A 20466-nucleotide genomic window follows, 5' to 3' on the forward strand; every position below is an offset into this window, starting at 1 on the left:
GACTAAGGAGGTACTGTGAAGGAGCTACCTTTTCAAGCAAAGGCAGTCATTGGTCGACGCGAAATGGTCACCCTGCCTGAGCTCAAGCTACACCTGTGCTGCAAAGCGGATACCGGCGCACGGACATCCGCGCTGCATGCAGAGGATATTCATACCTCTGAAGATGAACACGGCCAGCTGTGGGTGAGCTTTGTAACTCACTCCGGCGGACCCGAAACGCCAGCACACCGGGTTAAACTGCACCTGCACGACCGCCGACGCATCACTAGTTCAAACGGCCATAGCGAATGGCGCTATATCATCCGCACGCCAATGCAAATGGGCGAGCTGAATTTCCCGGTGGAATTGTCGCTCACCGACAGAAGTGACATGCGCCACCCTATGCTCCTTGGGCGCCGTGCGATGCGTCGCTTGCTAATCGCCCCTGGGACTGCTTTTTTACACGGTGAACCCTAACCGGGTGCATCCACACCGGGTGCATCCACACCGGGTACATCCACACCGGGTACATCCACACCGGGTACATCCACTATTTGTCGCCAAGATCACTTTAGTCTGGCATGGAGCCTCATATGCATATCGCCCTGCTTTCACGAAATCGCAATTTGTACTCCACCCGGCGCTTGGTCGAAGCGGCGGAAAACCGCGGCCATACGGCGCGTGTAGTGGACACGCTGCGTTGCTACATGAGCATTGCCTCGCACCACCCTTCCATTCACTACAAGGGCGAAGAAATTGAGCCCTTTGATGCGGTGATTCCGCGTATCGGCTCATCGGTCACATTTTACGGCTGCGCGGTGCTGCGCCAGTTCGAGATGATGAGCACCTACGTTCTCAATGACTCCGTCTCGATTACCCGTTCTCGCGATAAACTACGCTCGCTGCAACTGCTTTCCCGCAAGGGGCTGGGCTTGCCGATTACCGGTTTTGCGCACTCACCGGATGACATTCCCGACCTCATCACAATGGTCAAAGGCGCCCCGCTAGTGATCAAACTGCTGGAAGGCACCCAAGGCATTGGCGTGGTCTTGGCCGAAACCAACCAAGCGGCGGAGTCGGTGATCCAGGCCTTTATGGGCATGAAAGCCAATATCATGGTGCAGGAGTACATCAAGGAGGCCAAAGGCGCCGATATCCGCTGTTTTGTGATTGGCGATAAGGTCGTTGCCTCCATGAAGCGCCAAGCGGCTGATGGCGAATTTCGCTCTAACCTGCATCGTGGCGGTAGCGCCAGCGTTATTCGCATCACGCCAGAAGAGCGCTCGACTGCAATTCGCGCGGCGAAGGCCATGGGGCTGAGGGTCGCGGGGGTGGACTTATTGCGCTCTAACCACGGCCCGGTGATTATGGAGGTCAACTCCTCACCCGGTCTGCAAGGCATTGAGACGGCCACTGGCAAAGACATTGCCGGGCTGATTATCGACTATATCGAGAAAAATGCCATCACGCCGCGTAAAGCACCGCCCAAGCCGAAAGGCTAAGGCCTAAAAGTAAAAATAATCCACAGAAGGGGTGGCAAAAGCACGCCGGCACCGCCACAATCTGCGTCACCGAAGGAGGTAGACGCTCATGTTTCTCGACAATCGCCAAGTGGCGATGGACAGCGCGCTAGAAGCGCTGGCCGACAGCATTGATTATTTTCAGGATAATGTCGAACGCCTGCGCCCCTCGCTGCGCGAAGCGCTGAAGCCGCATTACGAACAGCGCCTAGAGCAGATGAGAAAGTTGCAGGAGCTTGCCCGTGCGCATTTAAAAATGCTGCCACGAGATGCTGACGTTGAGCGTGACGATTTTCTATGGCTTTGGAGTCGACTCAAAAGCTTTGTCGGTAACGACAGCCAAGTGCTTATCAACGAGCTTTTGGAACAAGAGCGCGTACTGATGCAGGCGCTCTCGACCCTCTTCACGCACCCGCTCCCCGATCCTATCGAGCCAGTTATCGAAGAGTGCATGAAAAACTGCCGACTGCTGATCCGTGAACTTTACGGTCTGCAAAAGCGCAAACCACGGCGCTAATCGGTCACAGGCTCTGTGGCGTTAAATGGCATAATCGGCTCGGCGGGCCCTAAAAAATAGGGCTCTCGATGCCATATATAAAGATCGCCCAACATAGCCGCCCGCGCGAACCACTCGCGCAATCTTAAGCGCCACTCCCCTTTCACGGCATTATCGTTTGCCACGCACCCTACCACGTCCATCCCCAGTGCTCTGCCAATAAACACTGCACGCGGCAAATGCCAGCGCTGGGTAATCAGCACTGCCTTATCCAGTAGAAACACGTTTTTCGCTCGCACGAGCGTATCGAAGGTGCTAAAGCCGGCAAAATCGAGCGTGAGTCGCTCGCCGTCGACATTACGACGCGTTAAGTCCTGCCACATAGCACGTGGTTCATTATACGCTCGCGTGCGGTTATCACCGGAAAGCAACAACTGCTCAACACGGCCAGCATGAATCAGTGCGGCGGCGGTACGCATACGGGAATGAAAATGCGGATTACGCAGCCCACTACGGGTCCAGTTCGAGGTGCCAAACACCACCCCAACGCGCTCGGGGCCACACTGGGTGACGGTTGATTCAATATACGATGAAGAACGGGCGATAACCCAAGCGTTACCCGCCAAAAACAGCAAAATCGCCAGCAGCAATAAGGCTCCTAGCGACATCAATACCCGCTTCAACCACGCTAGCCACTTTACCCGCATCGCTGAAATGCGCGATGGCGTATAAAGCAGTGGCGAACGTCATAAGATTTAGAACATGCCCAGTTCAAGCTTGGCCTCATCACTCATCATGTCGCGGCTCCAGGGTGGGCTAAAGATGATCTCGGTATGCACCTTGCTAATCTGCGGCGCACCCAAAATTTTATTGCGCGCATCGGCGGCAATCACATCGCCCATACCACAGCCTGGTGCGGTTAACGTCATGCGAATAGTGACAATCCGTTCGCCGCTAATCAAGCGTTCAATACGGCAGCCATAAACCAACCCCAAGTCAACGATGTTGACCGGGATTTCCGGGTCGAAGCAGGTTCGCAACTGATCCCAGACAAACTGCTCAATCTCGTCATCCGTGGCATCTTCATGTAGCGTGGGGCGAGGTAGCGACTCTAACCCAAGCGCATCAAGGTTACTGCCTTCAACTAGGTAAAGACGCCCTTCAAAGCCCACGCTCACCGAACTGCCCTTGGCCTGCATTACGCTGACCACGCTATCTTCCGGCAGCGTTTCGCTCTTTCCGAAAGGGATGGCAATCGCTTCCACATCGCGCTGGAGCGGAAGCGTTTGCCCCCTTTCTAACTGAGCAATTTGTTCAATATCCATAACGCTCCTTGCTATTACCTCTAGCGCACCATATCGATGACACGCTTGAGCGACGCGACAAAGGTATCGATTTCTTCCACCGTATTATACGCGGCAAATGAAGCGCGGCACGTCGCGTCTACGCCAAAATGATGCAAAAGCGGCTGAGCGCAGTGGTGCCCGGTGCGAATCGCCACACCCAACTGGTCGATAAGAAGCCCGATATCTTGCGAGTGAGCGCCATCCACCACAAAGGAGAGCACCCCGGCTTTATGCGGTGCGGTGCCCAAAATACGCAGACCGTCAATCTCGCGCACCTGCTGTGTCGCATAGCTGAGAAGCGTTTGTTCCCAATCACCGATAGCCTCAAGGCCCACGCCCTGAACCCAATCAAGCGCACGCCCCAGAGCAATGACGTCAGCAATGGCCGGTGTACCCGCTTCAAACTTATGTGGAATCGCGGCAAACGTGGTGCCCGCCTCAAACGAGACGGTGCTAATCATTTCGCCCCCGCCCTGCCAAGGCGGCATCGCCTCAAGCAGCTCGCGCTTGCCATAAAGCACGCCCACACCCGTAGGGCCGTACACTTTATGGCCCGAGAAGGCGTAAAAATCCGCATCGATTGCCTGCACATCGACGGTTTGGTGCGGCGCCGCCTGGGCGCCATCAACCAAAATTTTGGCCCCCACCTCATGCGCCAACGTCGCTATTTCGGCGACCGGGTTGATGGTGCCCAACGCATTCGACACATGGTTAACCGCAACGAGCTGGGTGCGTTCGTTAAGCAAGGTGCGATAGGCCATCATATCCAAGGCGCCGTCAGCGTCAACGGGAATCACTTTAATGGCAAAACCAAGCTCACGCGCGAGCAGCTGCCAAGGGACGATATTGGAGTGATGCTCCAACATCGAAATCAACACTTCATCGCCCGGGCCCAAGTTAGTGCGCCCCCAGCTATTGACGACCAGGTTGATCGCCTCGGTCGTACCGCGAGTAAAGATAATCTGGCGCGAATCTTCCGCGTTAATAAATGCCCGCACCGTTTCGCGCGTGCCTTCAAACGCCGCCGTGGCTTCGTCGGCCAACGTATGCAGCCCGCGATGAATATTAGCGTTATAACGGCTGTAGTAGTCGTTAAACACCTCGATCACCTGACGGGGCGTTTGGCTCGTCGCGGCGTTATCAAAATACACTAGTGGCTTGCCATGAACCTCACGGCGCAGCACCGGGAAATCCTCACGCAGCGCATTGAGGTCAAACGCAGGTTCAGCGGCGCTGGGTGCAGGGGCGATATCAACGGTGTGGGACATTTATCACTCCTTTAAATCGGTCAGCGCGATCACTCGTTAAGCGCCGAAGCGGTTTCAACAAGCCCGGTCAGATTGAAGCGCTCGGGCAGTTTGCCGGCCACGGCAAGCTCCACCCGCTCGGATATCGCATCCAACGTAACCTCTTCCAGGACTTCGCCAGCAAAGGCGAGAGTCAGCAGCGCTCGCGCCGTGGCTTTATCGATGCCACGGGTGCGCATGGCATACACGGCCTCTTCATCAAGCTGACCGGTGGTCGTCCCGTGGGAGCATTTCACGTCGTCGGCATAAATCTCGAGCTCGGGCTTGGCATCGATACGCGCACGGTCGGAAAGCAGCAGGTTTTGGTTGCTTTGAAAGCCTTCAATCTTCTGGCTATCACGCTTAACAAATACCTTGCCGTTGAAGACGCCGTGGGCACGGTCACCCAAGATGCCCTTGTAGTTCTCGTTGGAGAAGGTCAGCGGCGCATTGTGGTTCACCTTGGTGTGGTTATCCACGTGCTGGCGCCCTTGACCAAAGAACAGGCCGAGGAAGTTCGCTTCAGCCCCCTTCCCGTTTAGATCGCTGATCAAATCGTTGCGTACCAGCGCCCCGCCCAGGTTCAGGTTGTAAGATCTATAGCGGCTATCGCGGTTTTGTTCCACGTGCATGCTCGCCACGTGGTAGTCGCCCAGCGGCGCTTCCTGCAGCTTGTAGTGGTTAAAAATCGCGCCGCGGTCGAGCATGTACTCACCCACCACGTTAGTGAAGTTTTGCGCGTCAGCCTCACCGGTGTAATGCTCAATCAATGTGGCTTCGCTGCGACCTGCGGCTTCGACCAATACCCGTGGGTGACACATGACCGGCTCGGCGTTAGCCCGCGACAGAAACTGTAGCACAATAGGTTTTTCCACCACGGTGCCCGGCGCAAGGCGCACGACTGCGCCCTCTTCCATAAAGGCGGTGTTGAGCGCGGCAAACGGCGAAAACTCAACGCCGGTCAAGCGTCCCAGCGGGCCACCCACGGCTTCGTGGTTTTCGGTTAGCGCTTGCGACAGCGGTAGAATTTGCAGCCCTTGCGGCAGGCCGTCGAGATCCGACAGCGCTGCGGAGAAAACACCATCCACAAACGTCAGCCGATAGGCATCAATGGGAAGAGTAAGCGCCGCTGCCCCTGCCTGAGAAAACTCAGCGTTTTCGGTAAGGGCGAAATGGGTCTGCGAGATGGCACGCACATCGGTATATTTCCACTCTTCATCGCGGCGCGTGGGGAAGCCCATTGCCTCAAAACGCGCAGCGCCCGCCTGGCGACGTGCAGCGATCCAGGTCGGCTCCTCTGCCCGCTGTTGGCTGCGCGCTTTCAGCGTTTCCAAAAAGGTTAATACCTCACTCATGCTGCGGACTCCTCGATACCTTCGTACCCGTTCGCTTCCAGTTCTTTGGCCAATTCCGCGTCGCCGCTTTTGACAATGCGGCCATCGACCAACACGTGCACTTTATCCGGCACGATGTAATCGAGTAGGCGCTGATAGTGCGTCACCAGCAAAATGGCACGCTCTTGATCGCGCAGGCTGTTGACGCCATCGGCAACGACTTTCATCGCGTCGATGTCGAGACCGGAGTCAATCTCGTCAAGCATGGCAAGCTTCGGCTGTAGCACCAGCATTTGCAGGATCTCGTTACGCTTTTTCTCACCACCGGAGAAACCTTCGTTCACCGCGCGCTGCAGGAAGCTGGGGTCCATTTTCATGAAGTTAAGCTGCTCTTTGATTAACTTCATAAATTCCGGTGCCGGAATTTCGCTTTCACCGCGTGCCACGCGCTGCGCATTAAGCGCGGCTTTCAATAGGTAAATATTTTTTACCCCGGGAATTTCCACCGGATACTGGAACCCGAGTAGTAGCCCGGCCTGAGCACGCTCTTCTATTTCCATTTCGAGAACGTCTTTGCCTTCAAACGTAATCGAGCCTTGCGTCACTTCGTAGCCGTCTTTGCCCGCAATCACAGCGGAGAGGGTCGACTTGCCGGCGCCATTGGGCCCCATGAGGGCATGCACTTCCCCTGCCTTGATGCTTAGGGACAGGCCTTTGAGAATCTCATTCCCTTCAACGGTGACGTGCAAATCTTTAACTTCAAGCATGGTAAAACCCTTTCAAAAATACGTATTTAGTAGCGCGTCGCTTAGCGCGGCGCGCGTTTATCTGGTAACGGCCGGCTTAACCCACCGCGCCTTCGAGCGTGACGTTTAAGAGCGCTTCTGCCTCGACGGCAAACTCCATCGGCAGCTCCTGGAAGACATCTTTACAGAAGCCGTTAACGATCATGCTCACCGCGTCTTCCTCGGTAATACCGCGGCTCTGGCAATAAAACAGCTGATCTTCGCCAATTTTTGAGGTGGTAGCTTCGTGCTCCACGGTGGCGGTGCTGTTATTAATCTCTTGATACGGGAAGGTATGTGCACCGCACGTATCGCCAATCAAGAGCGAGTCGCACTGGGTAAAGTTGCGCGCTCCTTTTGCCCGCGGGCCGATTTTGACGAGGCCGCGGTAGGATTGGTCGCTCTTGCCAGCGGAAATGCCTTTGGCGACGATGTAAGAGCGTGTGCCCTCACCAATATGGATCATCTTGGTGCCGGTATCCGCTTGTTGGCGACCGTTGGTCACCGCCACAGAGTAAAACTCACCGATACTATCTTTGCCGCGCAGCATGCAGGAGGGATATTTCCAGGTAATCGCCGAACCGGTTTCGACCTGCGTCCAGCTGATGCGCGAACGGTCGCCACGGCAGTCGCCGCGCTTGGTCACGAAGTTGTAGATGCCACCCTTACCGTCTTCATCGCCCGGGTACCAGTTCTGCACGGTGGAGTACTTGATGTAGGCATCGTCTAGCGCCACTATCTCAACAACCGCTGCGTGGAGCTGGTTCTCATCGCGCATTGGCGCGGTACAACCTTCCAGATAAGACACTTCGGCGCCGCTTTCGCACACAATCAGCGTGCGCTCAAACTGCCCGGTATTGGCCGCATTGATACGGAAATAGGTGGAAAGCTCCATCGGACACTTCACGCCTTTGGGCACGAAAACAAACGAGCCATCGGTAAACACGGCGGAGTTTAGCGCGGCGAAGTAGTTATCGTTTTTGGGCACAACGGTGCCCAGGTACTCTTTAATCAGCTCAGGGTAATCGCGCACGGCTTCAGAAATCGAACAGAAGATAACGCCAGCCTCGGAAAGCGTTTCTTTAAACGTGGTGGCAACGGACACCGAGTCGAACACGGCATCGACGGCAACCCCGGCCAGTGCCGCGCGCTCATGCAGTGGAATGCCTAATTTCTCGTAGGTTTCCAACAGTTTGGGGTCAACTTCATCGAGGCTCTGCGGGCGATCTTCCGGGCGTTTGGGTGCGCTGAAATACGAGATCGACTGGTAATCAATGGGTGGGTAGTTCAAATGCGCCCAGGAGGGCTCTTTCATCTTGAGCCACTGGCGATACGCGTCCAGGCGCCACTCCAGCATCCATTCAGGCTCGCCCTTCTTCTGAGAAATAAAGGCGATGGTGTTTTCATCCAAGCCGGGCGGCAGCGTGTCACTTTCGATATCGGTGACAAAGCCTTCTTTATATTCGCGACGAACCAACTGTTCCATTTCTTCAGTTGCCATGGTCATACCCTCCGGGCAGTTGGGTGGCGAGGTCAGCTCGCCGTAATCAATAAAAAATCAATCCGTATAAAACCGATAAAGGTGGCATTCGCCCTAGGCGGAAACCGCCGATACGCTCACGCTTTGAATCGGTAGCTGTACGGGGAGTTTGATTGGCGTGGCATCCGCCAGATGCGAAAGCGTCACGCTCTCAAGTAAGGTGCGCATCGCAAGCGATACACGCTGCCAGTTATCGGCCACACCACAGGTATCAACTAACTCGCAGTCGCCCTCGGCTTGGCTGCACTCGGTCATCGCCACAGGGCCTTCGATGGCGGCAATAATGTCGGCGGCGGTAATTTGATATGCCGGACGCGCTAAACGGTACCCGCCCTGGGCGCCTCGCTGTGACACTAAAAGTCCTGCCTTCACTAACATTTTGAGCGTCTTACTCACCGTGGGATGAGGAAGCTGCACCGCTTCGGCAAGCTCCGCGGCCGCATGCGGCGCCTCTGGGTGCCGAGCAATTTGTGCCATCACCACTGCCGCGTAATCGGTTAACCGCGAAAGCTTGAGCATGTCATCTCCCTCTTTCAGCCAGTCTCAGCCACTTAATAGCTGAACGTTTAATTGAGTACCATTTTAGTCCTGTATAAATTTGATGTGAAGACCCTGAGTAAAATACTCAACAATTATCCTGCATTTTCACAGCACGATCGACGCTTTTACCATCAAAAACAACAATCATTATCATTTGTAATAACTATGGCTCACCTTTCTACCCAGAGAACTGACCGCTATTAAAAAACCCGCCTTATCCGTAATAAGGCGGGTGGAGGAAACCGCAAAACACGCCAACCGCGGGGTTAGCTAGCAAGTGATGTGTGCCGTATCACGCTTTTTTGACAAAATCAGATTTCAATTTCATCGCGCCTACCCCATCGATTTTGCAATCGATATCGTGATCGCCGTCGACCAAGCGGATACTTTTTACTTTAGTCCCCACTTTCACCACTAGTGAGCTGCCTTTGACCTTAAGGTCTTTAATCACCGTCACGCTGTCGCCATCGGCAAGCGGGTTGCCGTTGGCATCGCGTACACTCTCGCTCTCTTCCGCGCTATTATCTGCCGCCTCTTTGGACCACTCGTGGCCGCACTCCGGGCAGACAAATTGTAGGCCGTCGTCGTAGGTGAACTCGGAAGAACAGGTAGGGCAATGGGGTAAAGCAGACATAAATAGGCTCCGCGCCAAGCTGAAATAAAGCGCAGAGCCTACACGGATTGGGGTTAAGGCTCCAGAGACACAGGCCTTGAGCGTCACGCGCGCACGTTAGTCGCGTTTAAAAGTGCCGATCAGGCGGTTCATGCCGAGCAGATTCGGCTCAATCTCTTTTAACAGCTCAGGAAGGCTCAGCCCTTCGGGCAGTGAGGTTTGCCGGTCAAGTGCCAGCACCCAAAAGTAATAGTGGTGCTTACCGTGGCCATCGGGTGGCATAGGCCCACCATAGCCCACGTTGCCAAAATCATTTTTGCCCGTAACGCCCTCTTGGGTATTCTCTTGCAGCTCGCTTAGCGTCCCCGGTAGGTTGTAGAGCACCCAATGCACAAAACCGTAGGTACCGTCTTGTACCAGGGGGGCATCGGGGTCGTGGCAGACCACGGCAAATCCCTGTGTGCCTTCGGGTGCGCCCTGCCACGCAAGCGCAGGAGAAACATCCTCCCCCTCACCGGTATACTGGGTGGGAATATCCCGATGATGACCAAATGCGTCACTGGTGACTTGCATATTGGAAAGAGCAAATGCCATAGGAACCTCCTTGGTCGTTTAACTTGCTACATCAAAGATTTTAGCGTTGTAGAAACGCGCCGCTGTGTCAACATGGTAAGCACCCAGGATCACTAGCGGAGGCTTTGATGAAAACATTATTAGTGATTGCCCACGCTCCTTCGCTCAATACCGAGCGCCTACGTGATGCAGCGGCAAAAGGAGCCCAAAACAACGAGATTGATAATGTGCGCTGCATGGTTAAAGCCCCACTTGAGACCACGCCGGAAGACATCCTCGCCTGCGACGCCCTTTTGTTGGGGACGACCGAAAACTTGGGCTATATGGCCGGTTTAGTAAAGGACGTATTTGACCGCAGTTACTACCCGGTGCTGGAGGAGAAACAGGGTCTACCGTTCGCGCTTTATATCCGCGCGGGCCATGACGGCACCGGCACCCAGCGTGCTATCGAAAGCATTGTGACGGGGCTGCGTTGGCGCTTTGTTCAACCGCCGCTTATTTTGCGCGGCGAGTGGCAGGATGACTTTGAAAATCAGGTAGAAGAGCTCTCGATGTATTTAGCGGTAAGTCTGGAAAGCGGCATTGTATAACTCAGCTAAGCCTGCCTTACTGTAAAGACGCATTCCGTGCCTGTTGCGCTAATGGCGGTCGCTTCTCTTATCGCGGGGCGCTATTAGCGTGATCTAACGCATGTACTTCAGGTAATCATTATGCACAACGTCATCGCTTTTTATGATGATCGTGTCCTCGCTCACGAACCCAACATCGAGGCCGATTTTTTACCCGACCGTATCGACAAGCGCATTCGGCAGCTACTTTCCGGTCTCCCCCTTCCGTGGAAGTATCCCGAACACCCCGGGCGGCTGATAGCCATTCAACAGATACTTGAGACGCTCCCCATCGAAGGGCTCTGCATCGAAGGCGGTAAGGCAGCCACGCATGAACAGCTAGCCCGCGTGCACACAACGTCTTATTTAAGCGATATCTTTAGCTTGAGAGGCAAAAACGCCTGGTTGGATGTCGACACGACGGCAGTCTCGCCGGGCAGCATCGAAGCCGCTGAAGTCGCTGCGGGCACGGCTATTGCCGCCGTCGAAGCGGTCATGGAAAAACGCACACAGAGTGCTTTTGCGCTAATTCGCCCACCGGGCCACCATGCAGAGCCGGTGCGCGCACGAGGTTTTTGCTTATTTAACAATGTGGCCGTCGCCGCGGCGCATGCGCGCAGCGCGCTTGGCTGCGAACGCGTGCTTATCGTGGATTGGGACGCCCACCACGGCAATGGCACGCAAGATATCTTTTGGGCAGAACCCGATGTGATGTTTTTCGATATCCATCGTGCGGCCCCCTTCTACCCAGGCTCGGGCCATCTTGAAGAAGTTGGCGCCGGCTTAGCCGAAGGCACCACCGTCAATGTGCCACTCCCTGCTGGCGCAGGCGATGAAGCTTTCCTCAAAGCCTTCCGTGACATTTTGGCCCCGGCTACCGCGTGGTTTAAGCCCGATATCATTCTTGTCTCAGCAGGGTTTGACCCGCACTGGCATGATTTAGCCCTCAATGTTTCCTATGAAGGGTTTGGCGCAATGACGGGCTTTTTACAACAACTGGCCGAACAACATTGCGAAGGCCGACTCGTATTTGTATTGGAAGGTGGCTACAACTTGGAATCGCTCGCCAACGGCACCCACGCCGTGCTCTCGGTACTGGCCGGCAATAGCGTCCCGGTGCCGGATACCTGCGGCATTGCCGAAGTCGACGCGGCGGCGAAGTTTCACCGCAACGCGTTTCAAGCCGAATAAGCGGCGGGCAAAAAAACGGCACCCCGTAAGGTGCCGTTTTACTGCCTCACTACCTAGCTCAAGAGCTGATTACTTAAGCCGTTCAAACACCGTCGCTACACCTTGGCCCATGCCGATACACATGGTGGCAAGCCCTAAGGTGGTGTCGCGCTCACGCATGACGTTAAGCAGCGTCGTGCAAATGCGCGAACCGGAACAACCAAGCGGGTGGCCAAGTGCAATGGCGCCGCCGTGCAAGTTGACCTTTTCGTCCATGGCATCAAGAAAACCCAGGTCCTTCAGTACAGGGATCCCTTGAGCGGCAAAGGCTTCGTTGAGTTCGACGGTTTGAATATCGTCCGCTGTCAGGCCGGCCGCTTTCAGGGCTTTTTTGGATGCCGGCACTGGACCGTAACCCATGATGGAAGCATCGCAGCCTGCCACACCGGTGGAGAGTACTTTGGCAATTGGCTCAAGCCCTAACGCTTGAGCGCGCTCATAGCTCATCACCGCCATCGCCGAGGCGCCAACAGAAAGCGCCGATGACGTACCCGCCGTTACGGTGCCAGCGCGAGGGTCAAACACGGGCTTTAGGCTTGCCATCGACTCCAAGCTCGCCTCAGGACGAATCACTTCGTCGTTTTTCACCAAGACTTTAAAGCCGCGCTGATCATGGCCTTCCACGCCAACGATTTCGTTATCGAAGTAGCCTTTCTCCATCGCAGCTTGCGCGCGCTGGTGCGAACGCACCCCAAACTTATCCTGCTCTTCACGCGAGACGCCGTGCATCTTGCCCAGCAGTTCGGCGGTTAAGCCCATCATCATGGCCGCTTTGGCCGCGTGCTTGCTCGCCGCCGGGTTGACGTCGACGCCGTGTGCCATCGGCACATGTTCCATGTGCTCAACACCGCCGATGACGTAGAAATCTCCCATTCCCGCCTTGATATTGGCAGATGCAATGTGAAGTGCCGTCATCGATGAACCGCATAGACGGTTAACCGTCTGCGCGGGCACAGTGCGAGGTATGCCGGTCATAATCGCGGCGTTACGCGCGATGTTCATGGACTGTTCTAGCGTCTGGTTAACGCAGCCCCAGATCACATCATCCACTTCGGTTGGATCTAAATTCGGATTGCGATCAAACAGCGACTGCATCACTGCCGCCGATAGATTCTCAGCACGCACGTGGCGGAAAGCACCATTTTTGGCTTTGGCCATGGCGGTACGTGTTGCATCGACCACCACGATATCTCTTGGGTTCAAGCTCATCTTTTGTCTCCTTAGCGCGGTGGCTTACTGGGCGTTGGCAGCGTAAAAACGTTCGTTGTTTTGCGCCATTTGACGCAGCTTATCGGTCGGCGCGTAGAGCGGCCCCAGCTCCTTGGCGAGCCCTTCAGCCAGCTCAACGAACTCGGCCACGCCCATCGCATCGATATAGCGCAACGCGCCACCGCGGAACGGGGGGAAACCGATGCCGTAAATCAGCGCCATATCCGCCTCAGCGGGGGAGTCAACGATGCCATCTTCTAGGCAGCGCACGGTTTCCAAGCACAATGGCACCATCATGCGGGCAATAATGTCGTCGTCAGAGAATTCTTTCTGTTCGTTAACAACCTCTTTCACCAACGCATAGGCTTTGTCGTCGCTGACCTTTTTGGGCTTGCCCTTTTTGTCTTCTTCGTAGGCGTAGAAGCCTTTGTCGTTCTTCTGGCCTAAACGGTCATTGTCAAACATCACTTGGATCGCGGTTTTGCCCTCTCGCGCCATCCGGTCGGGGAACCCCTCGGCCATCACCTCGTTAGCGTGAACGGCGGTGTCCAGTCCGACCACATCCAACAGGTAGGCTGGGCCCATCGGCCAGCCGAACTTCTCCATGACCTTATCCACGTGCTGAAAGTCAGCCCCATGCTCCATCAAGAAGCTAAAGCCACCGAAGTAAGGGAACAGTACGCGGTTGACCAGAAAGCCCGGGCAGTCATTAACCACAATCGGCGTTTTGCCCATGGCGCGGGTATAGGCCACCGTGGCCGCGACGGCCGCATCGCCGGTTTTTTCACCGCGAATGACTTCCACCAGTGGCATACGGTGCACCGGGTTGAAAAAGTGCATGCCACAGAAATTTTCCGGGCGTTTTAAGTTTTGCGCCAGGCGGTTAATCGAAATCGTTGAGGTGTTGGAAGTCAGAATCGTGTCTTCGCTCACCACCCCCTCGACTTCGGTCAAAACAGCGTCTTTGACTTTCGGGTTTTCGACAACCGCTTCGACCACCAGATCGACATTGCCGAAATCGCCGTAGGAGAGCGTCGGGCGGATATTGGTGAGCTTTTCCGCCATCTGCTCGGTGGTTAACTTCTTACGCTCAACCTGCTTGGCAAAGAGCTTGCGGGCTTCTTTCAGGCCCAGCTCAATCGCCTCATCCTTGATATCTTTCATCAAAATCGGCGTGCCCTTGGAGGCGCTTTGGTAGGCGATGCCGCCACCCATAATGCCGGCACCAAGTACCGCCGTCTGCTTAACCGGCTGGGATTGTTTCTCGTATTTGCCCGCTTTTTTCTTCACCACCTGATCGTTCATAAACAGACCGACCAAATTGTACGCGACATCCGTCATCGCCATTTTAGCGAAAGCTGCCGCTTCAATTTGCTGGGCACGCTCGCGGCTCTCGCCGGCGCCTTTTTGGATGACCTTGATGGCTTCCACCGGCGCAGGGTAGTGCGGCCCGGCGACACCTTTCACGTAGCCTTTGGCGGTCTCAAACGCCATCATTTGCTCGATGGCGTTGAGTTTCAGCGGCCCTTTCTTTTCATCCCGGCGCGCCTGATAATCCAGCTCACCGGTATTGGCACGCTCGAGAATATCGCGAGCGGCGGCGTCGAGCTCGCTATTGGGTACCACCGCATCCACCGCACCCATTTTTAGCGCCGCGTCAGCCTTGTTTTCGGTACCGCCGGAGATCCACTCAATCGCGTTATCGGCGCCGATCAGGCGTGGTAGGCGTACACAGCCGCCCCAGCCGGGGATAATACCGAGCTTGGTTTCCGGCAGGCCGATCTTGGCTTTTTCGCCCATCACACGAAAATCGGTGGTCAACAGCACTTCGCAGCCACCGCCAAGCGCTAAGCCATTAATCGCCGTCACCGTGGGAAACGCCAAGTCTTCAATGGCGTTGAAAATGGAATGAACGCGCTTGAGCATATCGGAGACAAAATCGTCACCCTTGCCGAACATGCTCTGGAATTCTGTAATGTCAGCGCCAACGATAAACGCCTCTTTGGCACTGGTGAGAATCAAACCTTTTAAGCCACTCTCGGATTGCAGGGCGTTTACTGCCTCTTCTAGCTCGGACACTACAGCGCTGGAAAGTTTATTGACCGACTCGTCTTTCAGGTCGAAAGTTAGGGTCGCGATGTCGTCATCGCCACGCGCCACCGTGATGGCATTACCTTGATAAATCATCCGCGTCTCTCCACAGAAGGGCTCTTTTCCGGAAGCGCTCGTTAAGCGCCGCCGAAATAGAACGATTTCGCTGACACCGTATATTCATACGGCCGTTTGATTGCGTTAGCTTGGTTGAGATATCAGGCGGCGTCAAGCCCTGACTTTGGGCGAAGAGATTCCATCGCGCGACTGATAACATAACGGGTGTTTTTTAATGATGGCTCACCATGCTTAAGCTCTCTACTGCTCGCGTTACTCAGCTACAACAAAATATCGAACGCCTTGTCGCGCGCGTTAGGCCCTGGACGTGGCTCTGGCCACCGGTGGCCTTTGCTGCGGGGCTTGGCAGTTTGTTTCTGGTCGACCGCCAGCAGTGGCTAGGCGCTGCCTTAGCCTTAGGGCTGCTATTTGCCTGGGTACTCTTGCTTACTGAGGGCGTGATAAGTCGCTGGCTAGTCCAGCACGGCTACCCAACGTTTCCACGCGGTGTCACCACGTTTATCGCCCAAATGGTTCACCAAGAGACACTCTTTTTCACTCTTCCGTTCATTCTCGCCACCACGGTATGGAATAGCGGCCAAGCGCTTTTCGCCCTTATGGTCGTAGCGATGGCCATTCTCTCTATCACCGACCCGCTGTATTACAAAGTCGCCGAAAAATGGCGCAGCGCCTATTTTGTTTTTCACGCCCACTGCGTCTTCTTAGTCACCATTGTCACGCTTCCGATCATGCTGAAACTCACCACGGCACAGAGTTTGCTGCTCGCCCTCGGCGTGATGGTGTTAACCGGCCTTCCCAGCTTTTTACATTTACTCAAACAACGTACCTGGCGCGGCTGGATGGTGTTTGGCTGTTTAGCTCTCTTGCTGGCGAGCGCAGGATGGCTGGGGCGAATATGGGTGCCTCCGGCAACGCTCTGGATGACCGGGAGCGCACTTTCCCCCGCGCTTAATGTGGAGCAGCGTGACCCCGAAGGGACGATGGTACTAACCCCCGATGCACTTAAATCACGCGGCCTTTATGTGTATACCGCGATTCGCGCGCCACGTGGCTTGAGCGAAACCATTACGCACGATTGGCACCAAAACGGCGAGCGACTCGACACTATCGATCTCGATATTGACGGCGGGCGCGAGGAGGGATATCGCGCCTGGAGCCATAAGATGCAATTCCCCGAAGACCCAGCAGGCCAGTGGCGAGTCGATATCATGACGGCAGGCGGGCAACGCTTAGGGTTAGTTCGATTTACGGTCTCCGAGGATGAAGGAGAAGCCACACGGGTGGATAGCCAAATACGCGCCAGTGGTCTAAGAAAGCTGGACTTGCAGCGTTTTATTCCTGGCCAATCAAAACCAAGTGACGATTAAGGGAGAATGGGTTGAGAGTGAAGTAAGCCCACCGTGATTAAATCGCCTTGCATTCAACCGCTGAGCTGTTGAAAATTCGCCCATTCATTTATTCGGGTCGTTTTTCCTTATGGCTACCACTCTCGGTTTTCGTATCGCTCGCCTCCCCCACCTCTGGCGCTCTATTTTGGATCGCCGCTTAGCGCCACTCGGCCTCACCCAAACACGCTGGGTGACGCTTTATCACTTATGGCGCATGGGTGATGGCCAGCCCCAATGCGAGCTAGCCCGTGCCATCGGCGTTGAAGCGCCATCACTGGTCCGCACGCTGAGTCAGCTAGAGTCTCAGGGGTTGATTGAACGCCACGCCTGCGAAAATGATCGCCGCACCAAACGGATCTACCTGACCGATGCGGCCATGCCGCTACTGGAAAAAATAGACCGCATGGCTACCGAGGCCCGACAGGAAATGCTCGCGGGCTTAAGCGAGGAAGATATTGATCAGCTTAATCGCTGGCTTGCGCGCATTGAAGAGAACGGACTCGCTATCCAAGCGCAGGATCAAGAAACGCCACTATCCCCCTGAGAAGCCATCATCCTTGGAAGAGGCAGGCGGCGTTAGCGGCTGAGTGCGAGAGCGATCGGCACGCCCGCGGAGCTCATCACGTAGTTGCTGAAAATCCTCAACATACGTCACAAACCGTTCGCCGGTTTGTGATTCCCACCACCACAGAGTCAGCGCAGTTTCCTTTGACTGCAGCACCAGGGCATCTTGAGGCAAGCGTTCCAGTAGCGCTTTTAGTCGGGTGTTCGCCTCACGAGGCAATGGGCGAAGCGGTGCGATCCGCCAACGCCATCCTGAATGATAAGGCTCTAGTTCTTCACTCGCTTCTTCTTCTCGGACCAATAAAAAATCCGGGCCGGGTTCATCCAACGGGTAGCGCCAACGGTACGACGGCATCGTCCCTTTAAAGTAGTGAAGCGGCGGTGGTTCGATTTTGACCTCAACGCCGTGTTCGCGGGCACGCTTTCTTAGCTGCATCTGGCGCTTTTGCCTTGGGCTGGGCTGAAGCCACATGATAGGCGCCCCCACTAGCATCAAGACGAATACAATCAGTAGCCATTCCATCCTGTCGATTCCTTATACTAAAGCGTTGCCGGTATCACCGGCGTAATCATCATCGGCAAAGCTAAATGTTGATCTATATCGTTGTTAAACAACGGGAGTCATCCTACAGTATGGGGAGTTGAGTATCCGCAGCAGAGCTTCCTGCGAGCTTCTGCCTCTCGCCGAAGGAGTACCTTATGAGCTACCACCATATTCTTGTCGCCGTCGATTTGACCAAAGATTCCCACAAGGTGTTGGAACGTGCAGTAAGCATTTCTGCTCGTAACGAAGACGCCAAAATTTCGATCATGCACACGCTGGAACCGCTTGGCTTCGCTTACGGTGGTGATATCCCCATGGACCTCACCAGCATCCAAGATCAACTCGACGACCATGCAAAAAAGCGCTTAGCCGAAATCGCGAGCCCGCATATATCAGCAGAAGATCAACACGTTGTGGTGGGTATGCCCGACACCGAAATTCACCGTTTTGCTGAAGAAAACGATGTCGATCTCATCGTTGTCGGCTCACACGGTCGCCACGGTTTTGCCTTACTGCTTGGCTCCACCTCCACCGGCGTGCTACATGGCGCAGAGTGTGACGTACTCGCCGTGCGTGTGGGTAAAAAAGGCGAAAAAAGCGACGAATAAGTGAGATTTAATATTCATTTAAAAGGCGCCAGCAGGCGCCTTTTATGTTTATGCTGTGTTTACGCGTCGCCTTCGGCCATCGCCTCCAGTTCCATCCAGCGCTCCATGGCCGCTTCCAATGCTTTTTGCGACTCACCTAATGCTTCAAGCGCTGCGGTAACAACGCTCGCTTCTTGTTGGTAAAAGCCAGGATCGCCGATTTTAGCCTCCCATGTTTCGATGTCCTTTTCCAGCCGCTCAATCTCAGCTGGCAGCGTATCAAGCTCACGCTGCAGCTTGTAGGAAAGCTTGACGGCCTTTTTCGGCGGCGTTTTTGCTGCAGGCGCAGAAGCCTCTGGCGCAGGGCGAGTCGCTTCAATGGACTCCGTTGTCGGCTGGCTCCTGTCAGCATCCCAAGGCGCGGGCGGCAGTTTGCCCCCCTGGCGCATCCAGTCTGTGTAGCCGCCGACGTACTCCTGAACGCGCCCTTCGCCTTCAAAGGCCAACACGCTGGTCACGACGTTGTCCATAAAGGTCCGGTCGTGAGACACCAGTAGCAGTGTGCCGTCAAAATCAAGCAGCAGCTCTTCCAAGAGCTCCAGCGTCTCCATGTCGAGATCGTTGGTCGGCTCATCAAGCACGAGCACGTTAGCGGGCTGCGTAAAGAGCTTCGCCAGCAGCAAGCGGTTGGATTCCCCGCCCGAGAGCGCTTTCACCGGCTGGCGCACCCGGTCTGGGGTAAACAGAAAGTCTTGCAGGTAGCTCATGACGTGGCGGTCTTTACCACCCACCGTGACGCGGTCGCTACCCTGCGCGACGTTGTCATACACCGTTTTATTTAACTCCAAGCCGGCCCGCAGCTGGTCAAAATAGGCGACTTTGAGGTTGGTGCCGAGACGCACATCGCCCTCAGACGGTGTAAGCTCGCCGAGCATAATCTTCAAGAGCGTGGTTTTACCCGCCCCGTTACGGCCTAAGAAGCCAATGCGATCCCCGCGCTGCACCTCGAGATTGACGTTGGCAAGCACTACCTCATCGCCGTAGCGCTGGGTGACGTTCTTCAGCTCCACCACGCGCTTGCCGGTACGCTCGCCGCTATCCACACTGAGATTCGCCGTACCTTGGCGCTCGCGGCGCTGGCTACGCTCTGTGCGCATTTGCTCCAGTGCTCTCACTCGCCCCTCGTTGCGGGTTCGGCGCGCTTTGATGCCTTGGCGAATCCAGGTTTCTTCCTGCGCCAGCTTCTTATCAAACTCAGCGTGCTCGCGTGCTTCAATTTCTAACTCGTGCTGCTTTCGGGCCTGGTAGTCCTGATAGTTTCCGGGGTAGCGACCTAGCTTGCCGCGATCAAGCTCAAGAATGTTGGTGGCAAGCTTAGAGAGGAATGCACGATCGTGGGTGATCAGCAGTACCGCGCCATTAAACGCCAAAAGCTGCTCTTCCAGCCAAGCGATGGTGTCCAAATCCAGATGGTTAGTCGGCTCATCGAGTAGGAGTAAATCTGGTTGGGCCACTAACGCACGCGCTAATGCCACGCGGCGACGCCAGCCACCTGAAAGGGCACTCATATCGGCTTCTGGAGGTAAACCCAAACGGGTGAGAACCACGTCGATCTGCTGGTGGAAGGACCAGCCATCAATCGCTTCCAGGCGGGTTTGCAGGGTGGCCATCCGCTGCATATCCGGGTCATCAGCGTTGATCAAATGGTGATATTCGGATAATAGCTCGCCGGCTTCGGGCAGGCCTTGCGCCACAACCTCAAATATCGTGAGCCCTGAAGATGCTGGGAGTTCCTGCGCCAGCACGCCGATTTTAAGCCCGGGTGCGCGCCAAATCATGCCATCGTCGGGCAGAATCTCCCCGTCTACTAGCTTGAGAAGCGTGGATTTACCCGTGCCATTACGCCCGACCAGCGCCAACCGCTCGCCCTTTTCCACCGTTAAATCGGCGTGGTCGAGTAAAACATGGGTGCCGTAGGCCAGTTGAAGCTGTTCTAGTCGTAGCAGGGTCACGCAGCGTCCTCCTCAGATTTAAGGCGCACAGTGTAACGCATGCAAGCGCGTAGGTGTTTGCTCTCTCGTCACCGTTATTATCGTCGCTGGGCGTTAAGCGCGTTAGACTATCCGCTAATTTCTTTACCGTTCAACGTAAGGAG

At 55.4% G+C, this 20466-nt stretch carries 21 protein-coding genes; 8 read left to right on the forward strand and 13 right to left on the reverse strand.

The features are described from left to right. Positions 1–15 precede the first annotated feature (15 nt). The 3 genes from HZS81_RS16890 (at position 16) to HZS81_RS16900 (ending at position 2016) form a co-directional block, all read left to right on the forward strand. Positions 16–456, forward strand: a complete 441-nt coding sequence (locus tag HZS81_RS16890; protein WP_179931688.1) for a putative ATP-dependent zinc protease — start codon at positions 16–18, stop codon at positions 454–456. Positions 457–572: 116 nt separating this feature from the next. After that, positions 573–1481: a 30S ribosomal protein S6--L-glutamate ligase gene (gene rimK / locus HZS81_RS16895; protein ID WP_179931689.1), complete on the forward strand. Its 909-nt coding sequence runs from the start codon at positions 573–575 to the stop codon at positions 1479–1481. A gap of 88 nt (positions 1482–1569) precedes the next feature. Then, positions 1570–2016 carry a hypothetical protein gene (locus HZS81_RS16900; RefSeq protein ID WP_179931690.1) on the forward strand — a complete coding sequence of 149 codons (447 nt, stop codon included), beginning with the start codon at positions 1570–1572 and terminating at the stop codon, positions 2014–2016. On the opposite strand, the gene HZS81_RS16905 is transcribed toward HZS81_RS16900, so the two are convergent. The 9 genes from HZS81_RS16905 to HZS81_RS16945 form a co-directional block, all read right to left on the reverse strand. Beyond that, on the reverse strand, positions 2013–2663 hold the full coding sequence (locus HZS81_RS16905) for a SanA/YdcF family protein (RefSeq protein WP_179931691.1): 651 nt from the start codon (positions 2661–2663) through the stop codon (positions 2013–2015). The two genes, HZS81_RS16900 and HZS81_RS16905, sit on opposite strands and share 4 nt — an antisense overlap. An 87-nt stretch (positions 2664–2750) precedes the next feature. Next, on the reverse strand, positions 2751–3320 hold the full coding sequence (gene sufT, locus HZS81_RS16910; RefSeq protein WP_179931692.1) for a putative Fe-S cluster assembly protein SufT: 570 nt from the start codon (positions 3318–3320) through the stop codon (positions 2751–2753). Positions 3321–3340: 20 nt separating this feature from the next. Beyond that, positions 3341–4609, reverse strand: coding sequence for a cysteine desulfurase (locus HZS81_RS16915; RefSeq protein ID WP_179931693.1), 1269 nt, complete (start codon positions 4607–4609; stop codon positions 3341–3343). Positions 4610–4638: 29 nt separating this feature from the next. Next, positions 4639–5982, reverse strand: coding sequence for a Fe-S cluster assembly protein SufD (sufD, locus tag HZS81_RS16920; protein ID WP_179931694.1), 1344 nt, complete (start codon positions 5980–5982; stop codon positions 4639–4641). Next, positions 5979–6728: a Fe-S cluster assembly ATPase SufC gene (gene sufC, locus HZS81_RS16925; protein ID WP_179931695.1), complete on the reverse strand. Its 750-nt coding sequence runs from the start codon at positions 6726–6728 to the stop codon at positions 5979–5981. The genes sufD and sufC overlap by 4 nt, the downstream gene beginning before the upstream one ends. A 76-nt stretch (positions 6729–6804) precedes the next feature. Next, positions 6805–8247 (reverse strand): Fe-S cluster assembly protein SufB, encoded by a 1443-nt coding sequence (sufB, locus tag HZS81_RS16930; protein WP_179931696.1) that lies wholly within the window; start codon positions 8245–8247, stop codon positions 6805–6807. 93 nt (positions 8248–8340) lie between these two features. Next, entirely contained in the window at positions 8341–8805 is a 465-nt protein-coding gene (locus HZS81_RS16935; protein ID WP_179931697.1) for an SUF system Fe-S cluster assembly regulator, read from the reverse strand. 313 nt (positions 8806–9118) lie between these two features. Beyond that, positions 9119–9460, reverse strand: coding sequence for a zinc ribbon domain-containing protein YjdM (locus tag HZS81_RS16940; RefSeq protein ID WP_179931698.1), 342 nt, complete (start codon positions 9458–9460; stop codon positions 9119–9121). Positions 9461–9556: 96 nt separating this feature from the next. Further along, positions 9557–10033 (reverse strand): YbhB/YbcL family Raf kinase inhibitor-like protein, encoded by a 477-nt coding sequence (locus HZS81_RS16945; RefSeq protein ID WP_179931699.1) that lies wholly within the window; start codon positions 10031–10033, stop codon positions 9557–9559. Between the two features lie 107 nt (positions 10034–10140). On the opposite strand from HZS81_RS16945, the gene HZS81_RS16950 reads away from it, so the two are divergent. Both HZS81_RS16950 and HZS81_RS16955 read left to right on the forward strand, forming a co-directional pair. Next, complete coding sequence (locus HZS81_RS16950; RefSeq protein ID WP_179931700.1) at positions 10141–10602, forward strand: flavodoxin family protein; 462 nt, start codon at positions 10141–10143, stop codon at positions 10600–10602. Between the two features lie 120 nt (positions 10603–10722). Next, a complete protein-coding gene (locus tag HZS81_RS16955; protein WP_179931701.1) occupies positions 10723–11811 on the forward strand; it encodes a histone deacetylase family protein in 1089 nt (362 codons plus the stop codon). Positions 11812–11880: 69 nt separating this feature from the next. On the opposite strand, the gene fadA is transcribed toward HZS81_RS16955, so the two are convergent. Continuing rightward, complete coding sequence (gene fadA / locus HZS81_RS16960; protein WP_179931702.1) at positions 11881–13059, reverse strand: acetyl-CoA C-acyltransferase FadA; 1179 nt, start codon at positions 13057–13059, stop codon at positions 11881–11883. 24 nt (positions 13060–13083) lie between these two features. Next, positions 13084–15246: a fatty acid oxidation complex subunit alpha FadB gene (fadB, locus tag HZS81_RS16965; protein ID WP_179931703.1), complete on the reverse strand. Its 2163-nt coding sequence runs from the start codon at positions 15244–15246 to the stop codon at positions 13084–13086. Between the two features lie 209 nt (positions 15247–15455). Here fadB and HZS81_RS16970 point away from each other — a divergent pair, with 209 nt between their 5' ends. Both HZS81_RS16970 and slyA read left to right on the forward strand, forming a co-directional pair. Next, positions 15456–16595, forward strand: a complete 1140-nt coding sequence (locus HZS81_RS16970) for a DUF5924 family protein (protein ID WP_179931704.1) — start codon at positions 15456–15458, stop codon at positions 16593–16595. 109 nt (positions 16596–16704) lie between these two features. Beyond that, positions 16705–17160: a transcriptional regulator SlyA gene (gene slyA, locus HZS81_RS16975; RefSeq protein ID WP_179931705.1), complete on the forward strand. Its 456-nt coding sequence runs from the start codon at positions 16705–16707 to the stop codon at positions 17158–17160. Here the strand turns inward: slyA and HZS81_RS16980 are convergent. After that, the gene (locus tag HZS81_RS16980; protein WP_179931706.1) at positions 17149–17703 is read right to left on the reverse strand and encodes a preprotein translocase subunit YajC; all 555 of its coding nucleotides are present in this window, start codon (positions 17701–17703) and stop codon (positions 17149–17151) included. The genes slyA and HZS81_RS16980 overlap by 12 nt on opposite strands. 176 nt (positions 17704–17879) lie before the next feature. On the opposite strand from HZS81_RS16980, the gene HZS81_RS16985 reads away from it, so the two are divergent. Further along, complete coding sequence (locus tag HZS81_RS16985) at positions 17880–18332, forward strand: universal stress protein (RefSeq protein WP_179931707.1); 453 nt, start codon at positions 17880–17882, stop codon at positions 18330–18332. 59 nt (positions 18333–18391) lie between these two features. Here the strand turns inward: HZS81_RS16985 and HZS81_RS16990 are convergent, their stop codons facing one another. Then, positions 18392–20323: an ATP-binding cassette domain-containing protein gene (locus HZS81_RS16990; RefSeq protein ID WP_179931708.1), complete on the reverse strand. Its 1932-nt coding sequence runs from the start codon at positions 20321–20323 to the stop codon at positions 18392–18394. Positions 20324–20466: the final 143 nt, after the last annotated feature.

The sequence above is a fragment of the Vreelandella salicampi genome (genome assembly GCF_013415105.1).
Lineage (GTDB): Bacteria > Pseudomonadota > Gammaproteobacteria > Pseudomonadales > Halomonadaceae > Vreelandella > Vreelandella salicampi.